Source organism: Sphingopyxis sp. HIX, assembly GCF_001468285.1.
Classification (GTDB): Bacteria; Pseudomonadota; Alphaproteobacteria; order Sphingomonadales; family Sphingomonadaceae; genus Sphingopyxis.
Window position 1 is genome coordinate 1 of record NZ_LNSB01000040.1, and the last position, 14837, is coordinate 14837.

General features: G+C 67.0%; 11 protein-coding genes and 1 tRNA gene. 7 read left to right on the forward strand and 5 right to left on the reverse strand.

Annotated features, from left to right (window positions below):
- The first annotated feature begins 109 nt into the window (after nucleotides 1-109).
- The 3 genes from ATE62_RS17320 to ATE62_RS17330 all read left to right on the forward strand — a co-directional run bounded on the left by ATE62_RS17320 (nucleotide 110) and on the right by ATE62_RS17330 (nucleotide 1630).
- On the forward strand, nucleotides 110-598 hold the full coding sequence (locus tag ATE62_RS17320; protein WP_058808932.1) for a cell division protein ZapA: 489 nt from the start codon (nucleotides 110-112) through the stop codon (nucleotides 596-598).
- Between the two features lie 235 nt (nucleotides 599-833).
- Nucleotides 834-1415, forward strand: coding sequence for a 5-formyltetrahydrofolate cyclo-ligase (locus ATE62_RS17325; RefSeq protein WP_058808931.1), 582 nt, complete (start codon nucleotides 834-836; stop codon nucleotides 1413-1415).
- Nucleotides 1412-1630: a DUF2842 domain-containing protein gene (locus tag ATE62_RS17330; protein ID WP_058808930.1), complete on the forward strand. Its 219-nt coding sequence runs from the start codon at nucleotides 1412-1414 to the stop codon at nucleotides 1628-1630. Before ATE62_RS17325 ends, ATE62_RS17330 begins: the two co-directional genes overlap by 4 nt.
- Nucleotides 1631-1710: 80 nt before the next feature.
- Here the strand turns inward: ATE62_RS17330 and ATE62_RS17335 are convergent.
- Both ATE62_RS17335 and ATE62_RS17340 read right to left on the reverse strand, forming a co-directional pair.
- Nucleotides 1711-1787, reverse strand: a tRNA-Asp gene (locus tag ATE62_RS17335).
- Nucleotides 1788-1830: 43 nt separating this feature from the next.
- The gene (locus ATE62_RS17340) at nucleotides 1831-3027 is read right to left on the reverse strand and encodes an AI-2E family transporter (protein ID WP_058808929.1); all 1197 of its coding nucleotides are present in this window, start codon (nucleotides 3025-3027) and stop codon (nucleotides 1831-1833) included.
- A gap of 288 nt (nucleotides 3028-3315) precedes the next feature.
- Between ATE62_RS17340 and ATE62_RS17345 the strand changes: the two genes are divergently transcribed.
- From ATE62_RS17345 to ATE62_RS17360, 4 genes are all read left to right on the forward strand, one after another.
- A complete protein-coding gene (locus ATE62_RS17345; protein ID WP_231736305.1) occupies nucleotides 3316-4230 on the forward strand; it encodes a DUF11 domain-containing protein in 915 nt (304 codons plus the stop codon).
- Between the two features lie 11 nt (nucleotides 4231-4241).
- Nucleotides 4242-4706 (forward strand): hypothetical protein, encoded by a 465-nt coding sequence (locus tag ATE62_RS17350; RefSeq protein WP_156420590.1) that lies wholly within the window; start codon nucleotides 4242-4244, stop codon nucleotides 4704-4706.
- A 74-nt stretch (nucleotides 4707-4780) separates the two neighbouring features.
- Nucleotides 4781-5836 (forward strand): DUF11 domain-containing protein, encoded by a 1056-nt coding sequence (locus ATE62_RS17355; RefSeq protein WP_231736306.1) that lies wholly within the window; start codon nucleotides 4781-4783, stop codon nucleotides 5834-5836.
- Between the two features lie 68 nt (nucleotides 5837-5904).
- Nucleotides 5905-11004, forward strand: coding sequence for a DUF11 domain-containing protein (locus ATE62_RS17360; RefSeq protein WP_058808926.1), 5100 nt, complete (start codon nucleotides 5905-5907; stop codon nucleotides 11002-11004).
- Between the two features lie 143 nt (nucleotides 11005-11147).
- Here ATE62_RS17360 and ATE62_RS17365 read toward each other — a convergent pair whose 3' ends face one another.
- From ATE62_RS17365 to ATE62_RS17375, 3 genes are read right to left on the reverse strand one after another with little or no spacing between them, the layout of a single operon-like run.
- Nucleotides 11148-12425 (reverse strand): dihydrolipoamide acetyltransferase family protein, encoded by a 1278-nt coding sequence (locus ATE62_RS17365; protein ID WP_058808925.1) that lies wholly within the window; start codon nucleotides 12423-12425, stop codon nucleotides 11148-11150.
- A gap of 4 nt (nucleotides 12426-12429) precedes the next feature.
- Nucleotides 12430-13434 (reverse strand): alpha-ketoacid dehydrogenase subunit beta, encoded by a 1005-nt coding sequence (locus ATE62_RS17370; RefSeq protein WP_058808924.1) that lies wholly within the window; start codon nucleotides 13432-13434, stop codon nucleotides 12430-12432.
- Between the two features lie 32 nt (nucleotides 13435-13466).
- Nucleotides 13467-14762, reverse strand: a complete 1296-nt coding sequence (locus ATE62_RS17375; RefSeq protein WP_058808923.1) for a 3-methyl-2-oxobutanoate dehydrogenase (2-methylpropanoyl-transferring) subunit alpha — start codon at nucleotides 14760-14762, stop codon at nucleotides 13467-13469.
- Nucleotides 14763-14837: the final 75 nt, after the last annotated feature.

Here is a 14837-nt window from a genome sequence, read left to right on the forward strand (position 1 = left end):
GCTCCCGCCGTTACGGCCACCGCCCTGCCCCCCGCCGACCAGTCCGCCCTGAAGGCCGAAGTCGCCGCGGTGATCGGCGAGCTCGACCGGCTGATCGCGGAGGCCGAGCGTGGCTGACGTCAAACTCACCATCGCCGGGCGCCCCTATGACGTGCATTGCGCCGACGGGCAGGAAGCGCAACTGCTGCAGCTCGCGGGCATCGTCGATGCCAAGGCGCGCGGCATCCAGGGCGGCACCGAGGTGCGGCAATTGCTGTTCGCGGCGCTGATGCTGGCCGACGAGACGCAGGAAGCGCAGAACAAGGCGGGCAATGCCGAGCCGCAGCTCGACGCGCTGCGCGCCGCGGTGGCGCTCGCCGAGAGCCGCGAGGCCGCGGCGCGCGACGAATTGCGCGCGGCGGTGTCGCGCGAATCGGCGGCGCTCGACCAGGTGAAGCAGGCGGCCGACCGCGAAGCGGCGCTCAGCGCCGAGATCGAGAAACTGCGCCAAGGCGCCCCCGTCGTGCCCGCACCGGCGGGCCCCGATCACGGCCGCGCGCTCGGCCAGATCGCCGACCGGATCGAGGAACTGGCGGCGAAGGTCGAGCAAATCCCTTGAGGAAGCGGGGCCGCACCCCTACATAGGGGATGGCGGGTACTGCCCGGCACGAGCCGCTGCGAATATCCCTGAGGCGATACATCATCCAAGGGGGCTGTCCCTGCCCGGACCCTGGTCCGACGTACATGGTCCCCACCTGACGTTACTGGCGTCAGAGGATTTTCCGGAAAACGACCCACGGTGGGCCCGCCAACCCCGCTGACGAACGCCGAGACGAGAAGGCCGAGACGAGGCGATGACCGACATGTCCGGCCAGAAACAGCAATTGCGCGAGAGGTTGCGCTTTCGCCGGCGCCATTTCGCGTCGAACCTCGACGAATTCACGCGCTTTGCCGCGTTTCGCGCCATTCCCGCGCCGCTCGCCGAGTTGCTCGACATTCAGCCGGTGATCGGCGCCTATTCCGCCTGGGGCGACGAGCCCGATATCCTGCAGATGCTGGGCGACCATGCCGCGACGGGCAAACTCGCCCTGCCCCATCATGAGGGCCGTATCGAGACGATGGGCTTTCGCCGCTGGAACCCCGGCGATGCGCTCGTCAATGGGCCGTGGAGCAGCCGCCAGCCTGCCGACGACGCCGAATCGGCGGTTCCTACGCTGCTCTTCTGCCCGCTCGTCGGCTTCGACCGCCGCGGCGGGCGCATCGGCCAGGGTGGCGGCCATTACGACCGCTGGTTCGCCGCGCATCCCGATGCCCTGCGCATCGGAATCGGCTGGTCGGTGCAGGAAGTCGATGCCATGCCGCTGGAAGCCACCGACATGCCGCTCGACGCGGTGCTGACCGAACAGGAATTTATCGTGACCGGAGAGAGATTGTGACCGACCCGCAGCCCAGTTGGCGCAAGCCCGCCGGCATTTTGCTGATCGTCCTGCTGATCATCGTCTGGGCGGGGCTGGTTGCCAGCCTGTCGCCATGGGTCGGCGAATGGCCGGTGCTGGTGCAGGCGGTGTTCTACGTCATCGCGGGGATCGTCTGGATCCTGCCGCTGAAGCCGCTGCTGCGCTGGATGGAGCTGGGGCGGTGGCGCGGCTGAAAAGCCGCGCCAATCCACAGTTTGCTTGCTGAAAAGCGTCCCAAGCTGCGGTGGCCATTCCGTCCCGAAGGACCAAGGAATGGCGCGAGTGACGGGGCTCGAACCCGCGACCTCCGGCGTGACAGGCCGGCACTCTAACCAACTGAGCTACACCCGCGTGTGCTTGGGAGCAGCGCCAATATGCGCCGCGCTCCACCCTGTCAACCGTCGCTTTCGGGGTGGGTGCGATTTAATCGATCGCGCACCTCGTCGGTGGTCGTCAGCGTGCCGTGCTCGAACAGGAAACCCGCGAGATCCGGGGTTCCGGTCGACTGCAGCACGGTCTGGAGGATCAGCAGCAAGGGCACCGCGAGCAATGCCCCCGGCGCCCCCCACACCCAGCCCCAGAAGCTCAGCGACACGAGAATCAGCAGCGGATTGACCGTCAGCCGCCGCCCGAGCACCAGCGGGGTCACCAGATTCGCCTCGATCGTGTGCACCGCGATGAAGATCAGCGCGGGGAGCAGCGCGAGTCCCACCGCATCGAAGGTCATCAGCCCGCCGAGCCCCAGCAGCGTCGCGGCGACGATCGGCCCCAGATAGGGCACGAAATTGCACAAGGAGACGATCCCGCCCCACATGAAGGGCGACGGCATGCCGAGCGCCCAGAGCAGCAGCGAGACGAGCAGGCCGAGGATCGCGTTGATCATCGTGATCGTCGCGAGATAGTCGGCGGTCGCGTCGACGACATTCTGGATCACGCGCGCAGTCTGCATCGCGCCGTCGAAGCTGCCGCGGCGGCGAATCGTGCCGCGACGCAGCCGCGTCCAGCCCGCGAGGAAGAAGAAGATCACCAGCACCGCGAAGAAGAGCTGGATCGCAGCCGCGGGCGCGGCGGAGATAAAATAATCGATCACCGACGAGGGCGCCTGCGCCGCGACCGCCTGTGCGGTGGCTTCGGTGCCGCTGGCGACCGACATCAGCGTACGATCGACGAATTTCTGCAGCGTCGAATAGAAATCGATCAGCGGCGCGAGATTGCTCTGGATCCGCGGGATCGATTCGGGAAGCCGCGCGAACCAGCCCGTCGCGGGCACGACGATGATCGCGAGCGCGGCATTGGCAAGCATCAGGAAGGCCGAGAGCGACAGAAAGGACGCCAGCGCCGACGGCACGCCGCGCCGCTCGAGCCATTCGAGCAAGGGCACCAGCGCGATCGCGATGACGATCGCGGCGGTCAGCGGCAGGAAGAATTCGGCGCCGGCCTTCAGCGCGAAGGGAAAAGCGAGGCAGAAGGCCGCGCCGATGATGAGCGTCAGCGCCGCGAGCAGCCGGTCGCGGCGGAAATCGTCGATCTCGATCTGCGCGAGGGGATTGAGGCGCGCCTGCGCGTCCTTGTCCCCCTTCTTCTCCGCCACGCCGCCGGTCTCCCCTGTTGATTTTCCCGTCTTACGCGAGCTTGCGGCGGGGCGCCAGACGGTGCGCAACCGGAGTGCCACGCGCCGCTTCTGTCCGGTTCTGGATCAGAATCGCCCATGGTCACCAGCGTCTTAACCAGAAATTTCTCTTTTTCGGCGATTGACGGGTCACGGACCAGCCAATCGGAGTCAAAACTCATGATGAAAGCGCCTGTGGGGGGCGCGATGCATCAGTACCGCATCCCTGCCATTTCTTCCCTTGCCCTCGCGTTCGCGCTGGCCCTGCCCATGCAGGCCCAGGCCGCCGGAACGCGCGCGGGCTCGACCATCAGCAACACCGCCAGCGCCAGCTACGACAGCGGCGGCGGCACACAGACGGTCGATTCGAACCAGGTCGACCTGCGCGTCGACGAGCTGCTCGACGTCACCGTCGATTCGAGCGACCCCGCCGACGTCCCGACGACGCCGGGCGCGACCGCGCAGCTCTTGACCTTTTCGGTCACCAACAACGGCAATGGCGAGGAAAGCTTTGCGCTCTCGACCGTCGCGAACGGCGGCGGCGACGATTATGACCCGGCGGTCACGCAGATCTACATCGACAATGGCGACGGCGTTTTCGACGCCAACACCGACACGCTCTACACCCCGGGCGCGAACGACCCGGTCCTCGATCCCGACGAAAGCGTCACGATTTTCGTGCTTTCGACGACGCCGGGCGGCGTCGCCGACGGCGATCGCGGCACGGTGAGCCTGGTCGCGGCATCGCGGACGGGCACCGGCGCGCCGGGCACGAGCTTCACGGGCCAGGGCGAAGGTGGCGGCGACGCAGTCGTCGGCTCGACCGGCGCCGACGGGCAGGACCAAGGCGCGTTCGTGGTCTCGGCCGCGACCGTTTCGCTCGTCAAATCGGCGGTCGTCGTCGATCCCTTCGGCGGCAGCGAACCCGTTCCGGGCGCGACGATCACCTACACGATCGTCGCCACCGTCGCGGGCAGTGGGTCGGTGAACAGCCTCGCGATCACCGACAATATCCCCGCCGACACCAGCTATGTAGCGGGTTCGATCACGCTGGGCGGCACCGCCCAGACCGACGCGGCCGACACCGACGCCGGCGACTTCAATGGAACGCGGATCAACGTCGCGCTCGGCACCGTCGCCGGCGGCCAGACCCGCACCGTCACTTTCCGGACCACTATCGACTGATGGAGCAGATTATGCGCCTGTTTTTCATAGCATTAGCCGCGGCGATCTTGCCCGGCCAGGCTCTGGCGGCCAATCAGGTCGCGCTCGACAACAATGTGTTCGTCGAACGCGTCTCGACCGACGCCAGCGGCAAGCAGCGCGTGCTGCTCGAGGAGCCCAAGGTCGTCGTTCCCGGCGACAAGCTCGTCTTCGTGCTCAACTATCGCAACGCGAGCGCGCAGCCGGCGGACAAGTTCGTCATCACCAATCCGATGCCCGCGGCGGTCAGCTTTGCCGACGCCGGGGACACGCGCCCGTTCGTTTCGGTCGACGGAGGCAAGACGTGGGGTCTGCTTCCCGAAATGACCGTGCGGATGAGCGACGGGTCGTCGCGCGCGGCGCAGCCCGCCGACGTCACCCATGTCCGCTGGGCGTTCCAGAAGCCGATCCCGGCGGGCGGAACGGGCAAGCTGATGTTCCGGGGAATAGTCAAATAACCTCATAATAAGAGCCGCCTGAGGGTCGCCGGCGGTGGGGAATGGCGACCAACCAAAGCCTAGGAGTTCAGCTGATGACCAAGCTGACGAACATGGGCACCTTGGGTCTGGCGGCGATTGCTACTTTCGCCTCCGCGCCGGCGCTCGCCGCCGGCACGACCGCGGGCAGCTCGATTACGAATACCGCCACCGTCGATTTCCAGGTCGGGGGCGTGAGCCAGGTTCAGCAAAGCGCGTCGGACACCTTCGTGGTCGACCGCAAGATCAACCTGCTCGTCGAAGAAGTCGGCACCGTGACGACCAACGTCGTCCCGGGGCAGACCAATGCCGTGACCACCTTCCAGGTCACCAACACGTCGAACGAAGGGCTCGACTTCCTGCTCGCGGCCACCCAGATCACGGGCGGCACCGCGGCGCATGGCGGCACCGACAGCTTCAACGCGACCAATATCCGCGTCTATCGCGACAATCCGACGACCGGGACGGTCGGCAGCTGGGACGTGGGCGACGCCCTCGTCACCTATGTCGACGAACTGGCGGCCGATGCGACGGCGCGGATCTTCGTGCTCGCCGACATCCCCACCGGCCTCGCCAACGGCTCGGTCGCGGGGGTGCAGCTGCGCGCGACGGCGCGTGAAGGCGGCACGGCGGGCAGCCAGGGCGCGGCGGTCACGCAGACCGCGGGCGCCAATACGGCGGCCAAGGACACCGTCTTTGCCGACGGCATCGGCGTCAACGACGCCAATCGCGACGCCGCGCACAGCGCCGCCGACGATTATACGGTGCAGACGGCGACGCTGACGGTCACCAAGACCAGCCGCGTGATCTCCGACCCGTTCAACCTGACCTCGAATCCCAAGATGATCCCGGGCGCGACGGTCGAATATTGCATCGCGGTGGCCAATACGGGCAGCGCCGATGCGACGAGCGTGTCGATCAGCGATAGCGTGCCGACCCAGTTGCTGTTCACGCCGAGCACGATCCTGCTCAACGGGACGGTCACCGGCGGTACGTGCAACGCCGATGGCTCGGCGGGGGGCAGCTATGCCGCGCCCGTCGTGTCGGGGACGATCGCCACGGTGGCTGCGGGCGCGACGCGCACGCTGGTCTTCCGCGCCACCGTCAACTGATCGCGGAACAGGGCAAGGGCAGCGACGCCGGGTCATTCCGGCGGCGCTCCCCCCTTGCCCGAGCGCCCATGGCCTTTTTCTCGAAATATCTGGCATTTGCGGCCACATTGGTCGCGGCAGCCGCGCTGCCCGCGACGACCGCGCACGCCCAGGTTATTTCCAATACCGCGACGGCCGAATGGACCGCGAGCGGTTCCAGCGCGCAGACGCTGTCGAACCGCGTCGACGTGACCGTGACGCCCCTGCCCCCCGAGCGGCCGGGCATCCGCACCTATCGGCTGACCAACAATCTCGGCTCGGTGTCCGCGCCGGTCGTCCCGACACGCTGCCAGGGCACCGATGGCCCCAGCCTGATCGAACCGAGCGGCGTTTTCGCCTCGCTTCCGACCGATCCCGCCTCGCTGCAGCCCACGGGGCGCTTCCACGCCGGCGAAGTCCTCGTGGTGGGCGTCACGCTCGCCAGCGCCAACGCAGATCCCTCTGCTCGCGACACGCTCGACGTGACGCTCGAGCTAGAAAATGGCGATCGCGAGCGTATCACTTTGTCCGAAACCGCGGCGAACAGCGGCGAATTCGTCGGGATTATCAACACGATCGGGATTCCGCCGCCGCTCGTGGCCGGCGATTGCCGCCTGTCGGTCGCGCCGGGATCGACGGTCACGATGCGCGTCACCGATGCCGACAATGCCGACCTCGTCGCCACGGCCGAGATCAGCTTCCTCGTCGATCCCTTCGGCATCGTCTTCGACAGCGGCGACGGCGCGCCTGTCGCGGGCAGCCGCGTGACGATCATCGACGCCGCGACCGGCCAGCCCGCCCAAGTGTTCGGCGACGACGGCGTCTCGACCTATCCGTCGAGCGTGATCACCGGGCAGAGCGTCACCGACAGCGGCGGCACCGTCTATAATTTCCCGCCCGGGGACTATCGTTTCCCCTTCGTGGCGCCCGGCACCTATCGTCTGATAGTCGAGCCGCCCACGCCGTTCACCGCGCCATCGACCGCCGATCCTTCGGCGCTGGCCGGTTTCCGGAGGCCCGACGACGGCCTGCCCTATACGATCACGACCGCGAGTTACGGCGCGGCGTTCACCTTGAACGACCCGGCGCCGGTGCGGATCGACATCCCGGTCGACCAGCCGGGGGGCGAACTGATCCTGCGCAAGACCACCTCGACGCAGGTCGCGGTGCCTGGCGACGTCATCCAGTACCGGATCGAGGTGTCGAACCGCGATTCGCGGCGCGCCAGCGGCGTGGTGACCGTGCGCGATGTGCTTCCCAAGGGCATGCGCCTGCGCCTCGACACCGTGCGCGCCAATGGCGTGCGCATCGACCCCGTCGTGGCCGAAAACGGCCGCGAGTTCAGCGTCACCCTGCCCGCGATTGCACCCGGACAGCGTGTCTTGCTCACCTATCTCGCCGAAGTCATCGTCTCGGCGCAGCCCGGAAATGCGCTCAATCGCGCCACCGCGACCGACGATCGCGGCGCGACGTCGAACGTCTCCGAAGCCACCGTATCGATCAAGCGCGACCAACTCGGCGACCGGATGACGATCATCGGGCGGATCACCGACGGCGGCTGCGGCGTCAATCCGGGCAAGGCCGAAGGGCTCGGCGGCGTGCGCGTGATGCTCCAGGACGGCAGCTATGCCGTCACCGACATCGACGGCCGCTATCATTTCGAGGGCGTGCGCCCCGGCCTGCATGTCGTGCAGATCGACCCGTCGACGCTGCCGCTCGACCGCGCGCCGATCGACTGCGCGCGCTCGACGGCGAGCGCGGGAAGCCCGATCTCGCGCTTCGTGCAAGGCCGCGGCGGTTCGCTGAAGCGCGCCGATTTCCGCGCCGTCGCCAGCGACCCGCGCGCCGCGCCAGACGTCAAGGCGATCGACGCGCCGGTCGTGCTCAGCGACCCCGATGCGGCGGGCGCCAACCGCGACTGGCTGGCGGGCGAAGGCCCCGGCATCGCCTGGCTGTTCCCCGCCCCCGACCACAACCCGCGCGCCAAGGCCGTTCGCGCCGCGATCAAGCACGCGCCGGGCCAGACCGTCACGCTGACGATCAACGGCAAGCCCGTCGATCCGCTCGCTTACGAAGGCGCGCGCAAGTCGGGCGACGGCCAGGTCGCGGTGAGCATCTGGCGCGGCATCGAGATCCGCGAGGGCGAGAACCGCCTCGTCGCGACGGTCAAGGACGCCAACGGCGTTACGGTCGAAACGCTCGAGCGGGGCGTCCATTATTCGATCACCCCGATGCGCGCGACGCTGATTCGCGAGAAATCGGTGCTGATCGCCGACGGCGTCACCCGCCCGGTGCTCGCAGTCCGCCTGACCGATCGCGACGGCAAACCCATTCGCAGCGGCCTGACCGGCGATTTCAGCGTCCCCGCGCCCTATTACCCGGCGGTCGAAGCCGACGCGCAGCAGGCGCGCCAACTGTCGGGCCTCGAACGCGCGCGGCCGGTGTGGAAGATCGATGGCGACGACGGCATCGCCTATATCGAGCTCGAGCCGACCACCGCGTCGGGTACGCTGACGATCGATTTCGCCTTCCGCGACGATAAGGTGACGCGCAACCAGACGATCGAGGCCTGGCTCGATCCGGGCAATCGCCCGTGGACCGTCGTCGGCTTCGCCGCGGGCACGATCGGCTACAACACGCTCGACGATCGCATGGAGCCGGTCGCCGAGACGCTCGACGATCTGAACGGCGACGCGCGCCTCGCGCTCTACGCCAAGGGCCGGGTGCGCGGCAAATGGCTGATGACGCTCGCTTATGACAGCGACAAGGACAAGGACGACACCCGTTTCGGCGGCGTGATCGACCCGCGCGCCTATTACACCATCTACGCCGACCGCAACGAGACGCGCTACGACGCCGCATCGGTGCGCAAGCTCTATCTCCGCCTCGAACGCCCGCAATTCTACGCGATGTTCGGCGATTTCGAGACCGGGATTTCGGAACCGCAGCTCGCCCGCTACCAGCGCGCGCTGAACGGCGGCAAGGCCGAATATCGCGGGCCGAACGTCGCCGCGACCGCCTTCGCCGCCGACACGCCCTACCGCTTCCGCCGCGACGAGATCCAGGGCAACGGCCTGACCGGCCCGTATCAGCTCGGCGCCAAAGACATTCTCCCCAACAGCGAGCGCATCGTCATCGAGACGCGCGACCGGCTGCACAGCGAGCGGATCGTCGAGACGCGCAGCCTGACGCGCCATATCGATTACGACATCGACTATTTCGCCGGCACCCTGCGCTTCCGCGAGCCGGTGCTCAGCCGCTCGTCGGGGCTCGATCCGCAATTCATCGTCGCCGAATATGAGGTCGACGGCATCGGCGAGCGCGTGCTCAACGCCGGCGGGCGCGTGAGCTACCAGTCGGACGACGAGAAGCTCCGCGTCGGCGCGACCTTCATCCACGACGAGGACAGCGACGCGAAGACCAACCTCGGGGGCGTCGATGCGCGCTATCGCCCGAATGTCGACACCGAGATCCGCGCCGAACTGGCGGTGAGCGATGCGTCAGCGAAGGGTGGCAGCGCGGTTGCCGCCGCGGGCCGCGCGACCGCTTGGCTGGTCGAGGCCGAGCATCACAGCCGCACGGTCGACGTGCTCGCCTATGTCCGCGAACGCGAAACCGGCTTCGGCGCCGGCCAGCTCAACCGCGGCGAGGACGGCACGCGCAAGTTCGGGGTCGATGCACGCCTCCACGCGACGCGGACGCTGTCGCTGATCGGCAGCGCCTGGCAGGAAGATTATCTCGACGTCGGCTCGCGCCGCCGCGCCGCGCGCGCTTTGGTCGAATATGACAATGGCACCACCGTCGCGCGCGCCGGCATCACCCACGCCGACGACCGGCTCTCGGACGGCACGCGCAACAGCTCGAACATCGTCCAGTTCGGTGCGACGCAGCGCCTGTTCGAAAAGCGCCTCGAACTCGACGCGCAAACCGAATTCGCATTGGGCGGCAAGGATGCGAGCGTCGATTTCCCGACCCGCCACCGCCTCGGCGCGCGCTTCGCGATCACCCGCGACGTCAATCTGGTGGGCAGCTACGAGATCGCCGACGGCGACAGCATCGAGGCGCGCACCGCGCGGCTCGGCTTCGACCTCGCGCCCTGGGCCGGCGCGCGCCTGCTCGCGACCGCGAACCGGCAGGATATCGGCGAATATGGCCCGCGCAGCTTTGCCGCTTACGGCCTGTCGCAATCGCTGCGGCTCGGCAAGAAGCTGACCGTCGATCTGTCGGTCGACGGCAATCGCACCCTCGGCGGCATCCGCGCCGGCGATGTGCTGGACCCCGACCAGCCGGTCGCCTCGGGCGGTTTCCTCGGCGGCAACGGCACGCTGACCGAGGATTTCGTCGCGATCAGTAGCGGCGCGACGTACCGCACCGAACGCTGGACGCTGACCGGGCGCGCCGAATATCGCGATGGCGAGCTCGCCAATCGTTATGGCCTGACGCTCGGCGGTCTCCGCCAGCTCGGCGAAGGCCGCGCGCTCGGGGCGCTCTTTACCTACGCCAAGGCGAGCGGCAGCGGCACGACGCCGACGACCGAGGTGATGAGCTTCGAGATGAGCTGGGCGCACCGTCCCGCCGAATCGCGCGTGTCGTGGCTCAACAAGACCGAGTTCCGCTCAGACAAGGTGCAGGGTGCGATCGCCGGCCAGCCGGGCCCGATCGGCGGCGGTGCGCTGACGATCGATGGCGACGCGACGAGCCGCCGCGCGCTCAATAGCCTCTCGGTGAACTGGACCCCGATGGGCAATCGCGAATTGGGCGATCGCCGCAGCGACGACCGCATGTGGTACGAACGCGCCGAAGTCGGTTTCTTCTGGGGCACGCGCTATAATTTCGACAAGTTCGGGGCGGACGACGTCAAGGGCTGGTCGAACCTGCTCGGCGCCGACTTCCGCTTCAACCTCGGCGAGCATGTCGATGTCGGGGCATCGGGCACGGTGCGCGTGGGCACCGGCGGCGACACGGTGAGCTGGGCGGGCGGGCCGACCATCACGCTGGCACCAATGAAGAACGCCAATGTGACGCTCGGCTATAATTTCTCAGGGTTCCACGACCGCGATTTCGAAGACAGCCGTTATTCGCGGTCGGGCGCCTATGTGACCTTCAAGCTGAAGTTCGACCAGACGAGTTTTCAGGGGCTGGGGCTTTAAGAATAATCCTCCCCGTGGCGAAGCCATGGGGAGGTGGCAGCGCGGAGCGCTGACGGAGGGGCAAAGAACGCAACGTTTCTAGCCCCTCCACCACCCTTCGGGCGGTCCCCCTCCCCACCGCTTCGCGGCAGGGAGGATTAATCTTAGTCCGCGAACAGCAAAACCGGCGTTTCGATCAGCTTCTTGAGCGCCTGCACATAGCTCGCCGCATCCCAGCCATCGACGACGCGGTGGTCGCAGCTGATCGACAGGTTCATCAGCTTGGCGCGGCGAATCTCGTCGCCGTCGAACACGGGCCGCTCGACGATCTTGTTCGGACCGATGATCGCGACCTCGGGCCGGTTGATCACCGGCGTCGTCGCGATGCCGCCGAGCGGGCCGAGCGAGGTGACGGTCAAGGTGCCGCCGGTGAGTTCCTCGACCTTCGCCTTGCCGGTACGGGCAGCCTCGGCCAAGCGGCTGATCTCGCTCGCGAGTTGCCAGACATTCTTGTCCTGCGCGTCGCGGATCACCGGGACCATAAGCCCCGCATCGGTCTGCGTCGCCATGCCGAGGTGCACCGCGCCATAACGCGTGACCACGCCGCCCTCGTCATCGTAGCGCGCGTTGATCATCGGGAACTCAGGGATCGTACGGCAGATCGCGACGATCAGGAACGGCAGCATCGTCAGCTTGGGCCGGCCGCCGCGGTTGGCGTTGAGGTCGGCGCGCATATCCTCGAGCGCGGTGACGTCCATTTCCTCGACATAGGTGAAATGCGGGATCGCGCGCTTCGACGCCGCCATATTCTCGGCAATCTTGCGGCGCATGCCGATGACTTTGATCGGCTCGTCGGCGCGCGCGCGGCTGGCGCCGGGGGCGTGATAGCCCTGCCCGCCGCTGTAGCGGAGGAACGCGTCCAGATCCGAATGGCGGATGCGGTCGCCTTCGGCTTGGACCTGCCCGAGGTCGACGCCGAGGTCCTTGGCGCGCGCGCGGACCGCAGGCGATGCGAGGACCTGGCGGTCGTGCGCGGGCGCGGGCGCGGCCACCGGGGCCGGCGTAGGCGCAGGCGCCGCAACGGGTGCAGGCGCAGCGACTTCGGCGACCGACGCTTCTTCGGCGCCCGGCGTTTCTGCGACGATTTCTTCCTCGACCGGCGTATCCGTGGGCGGCGCTTCGACGTCTCCGTCTCCGTCACCATCGGTCTCGATCACCGCCAGCGTCGAGCCGATCGGGATCAGGTCGCCGACCTCGCCCGCCAATTCGACGACGATCCCCGACACGGGCGATTCCATTTCGACGGTCGCCTTGTCGGTCATCATGTCGGCGAGCTGCGCGTCTTCCTCGACGCGCTCGCCGATCTTCACATGCCAGGCGACGATTTCGGCCTCGGCGATGCCTTCGCCGATGTCGGGCAGACGGAATGAATAGCGGGCCATGACGTCAGTCCTTCAAAATCTTGGTGAGCGCGGTCGCGATGCGCACTGGGCCAGGGAAATAGGCCCATTCGAGGCTGTGCGGATAGGGCGTGTCGAAGCCGGTGACGCGTTCGACCGGCGCCTCGAGATGGTAAAAACAGCGTTCTTGGACGAGCGCGGCGAGTTCGGCGCCGAAGCCCGAGGTGCGTGTCGCCTCGTGAATCACCAGGCAGCGGCCGGTCTTTTTCACCGACGCCTCGATGGCGTCGATGTCAAGCGGCAGCAGCGTCCGCAGGTCGATGATCTCGGCATCGATGCCCATTTCCTCCACGATCGTCCTGGTGACATGCACCATCGTGCCATAAGCGAGGATCGTCAGCGCTTCGCCTTCGCGCACCGTCGCGGCCTTGCCGAGGTCGATGCGGTAATAGCCCTCGGGCACGGCGCTCGCGTCATGCTTCGACCAGGGCTCGACAGGGCGGTCGTAATAGCCGCTGAACGGGCCGTTGTAGATGCGCTTGGGTTCGAGGAAGACGACCGGATCATTGTCCTCGATCGCCGCGATCAGCAGGCCCTTGGCATCATAGGGGTTCGACGGGATCACCGTCTTCACGCCGCAGATGTGGGTCATGATGCTCTCGGGCGACTGGCTGTGCGTCTGGCCGCCGAAGATGCCGCCGCCGAAGGGCGTGCGCACCGTCATCGGGCAGATATAGTCGTTCGCCGAACGATAGCGCAGCCGCGCCGCTTCGCTGACGAGCTGGTCGAGCCCCGGATAGATATAATCGGCGAACTGGATTTCGGGGACCGGGCGCAGGCCATAGGCGCCCATTCCGACCGCAACGCCGATGATGCCGCATTCGTTGATCGGCGTGTCGAAGACGCGCGTCTTGCCATGCTTCTTCTGCAGCCCCGCAGTCGCGCGGAACACGCCGCCGAAAAAGCCGACGTCCTCGCCCATCACTACGGTGTTGGGGTCGCGTTCGAGCATGACGTCCATGGCGCTGTTGATCGCCTCGATCATGTTCATGGTTTTGGTGTCGGCGCTAGACGATTCTGGCATCATTCGGGCTTCCAATTGGGGCCGAACTTGGCCTCTTGCTCGGCGAGCATCTGCGCGGATTGTTCCTTGAGGTGCCAAGGCATCTCCTCGAACACATCCTGAAACATCGTCTCGAAGGGCTGGTGCATGCCATGGCCCAAAATACCGAGCTTTTCCGATTGCTTCTGGGTCGTCTTGACCAGATCGTCGAGTTCGGTGCGCTGCGCCTCGTGGCGCTCCTCGTCCCATTCGCCGAGCGCGATCAGATGCTGCTTGAGCCGTGCAATCGGATCGCCGAAGGGCCAGGCCGTCGCCTCGTCGGCGGGGCGATAGGCGCTCGGATCGTCGGAGGTGCTGTGGCCCTCGCTGCGATAGGTGAAATGCTCGATCAAGGTCGGGCCGTTGTTGGTCCGCGCACGATCGGCGGCCCATAGCGTCGCCGCATAGACCGCGAGCGGATCGTTGCCGTCGATGCGCAGGCCGGCGATGCCGTAACCCACCGCACGCGCCGCAAAGGTCGTGCGCTCGCCGCCGGCGAAGCCCGAGAAGCTCGAGATCGCCCACTGGTTGTTGACGACGTTGAAGATAACCGGGGCATTATAGACAGTCGCGAAGGTCAGCGCCGAATGGAAGTCGCCCTCGGCCGACGAGCCCTCGCCGCACCATACGGTCGCGATGCGGCTGTCGCCCTTCGAGGCCGAGGCCATCGCCCAGCCCACCGCCTGCGGATATTGCGTCGCGAGATTGCCCGACACGCTGAAGAAGCCATGTTCGGGCGCCGAATACATGATCGGCAGCTGGCGGCCGAGCAGATGGTCGCCGCGGTTCGAATAGATCTGGTTCATCATCTGGATCAGCGGATAGTCGCGCGCGATCAAAATGCCCTGCTGGCGATAGCTGGGGAAACACATGTCGGCGCGGTCGATCGCCATCGTCGAGGCGATCGAGGTCGCCTCCTCGCCGGTGCATTTCATGTAGAAGCTGGTCTTGCCCTGCCGCTGGGCACGGAACATGCGATCGTCGAACGCGCGGGTGAGCATCATGTAGCGCAGCATCGTGCGAAGCCGCTCGGGGGTCAGCTTCGGGTCCCACGGTCCCGTCGCGACGCCGTCGAAATCGAGGACGCGCACGAGGCCGTAGCACAGGTTGCGCATCGCGTCGGGCTTGCTGTCCTCGCTCGGTCGCGGGGTCTCGCCGACCTCGGGCACGACGATGTCGCCGAAGTCGGGGGTGTCGCCGGGGCGGTAGCGCGGCTCGGGAATATGGAGCGACAGCGGCGGCAGGTTGCTCGCCGGGCGCCCGGGCGTGTCAGACATATCCTCGTCCTTCGAAGGCGCGAATCGATGCGCCTAGTTATATTTCAACGTGGCGACATATTATTTCGGTCGCCA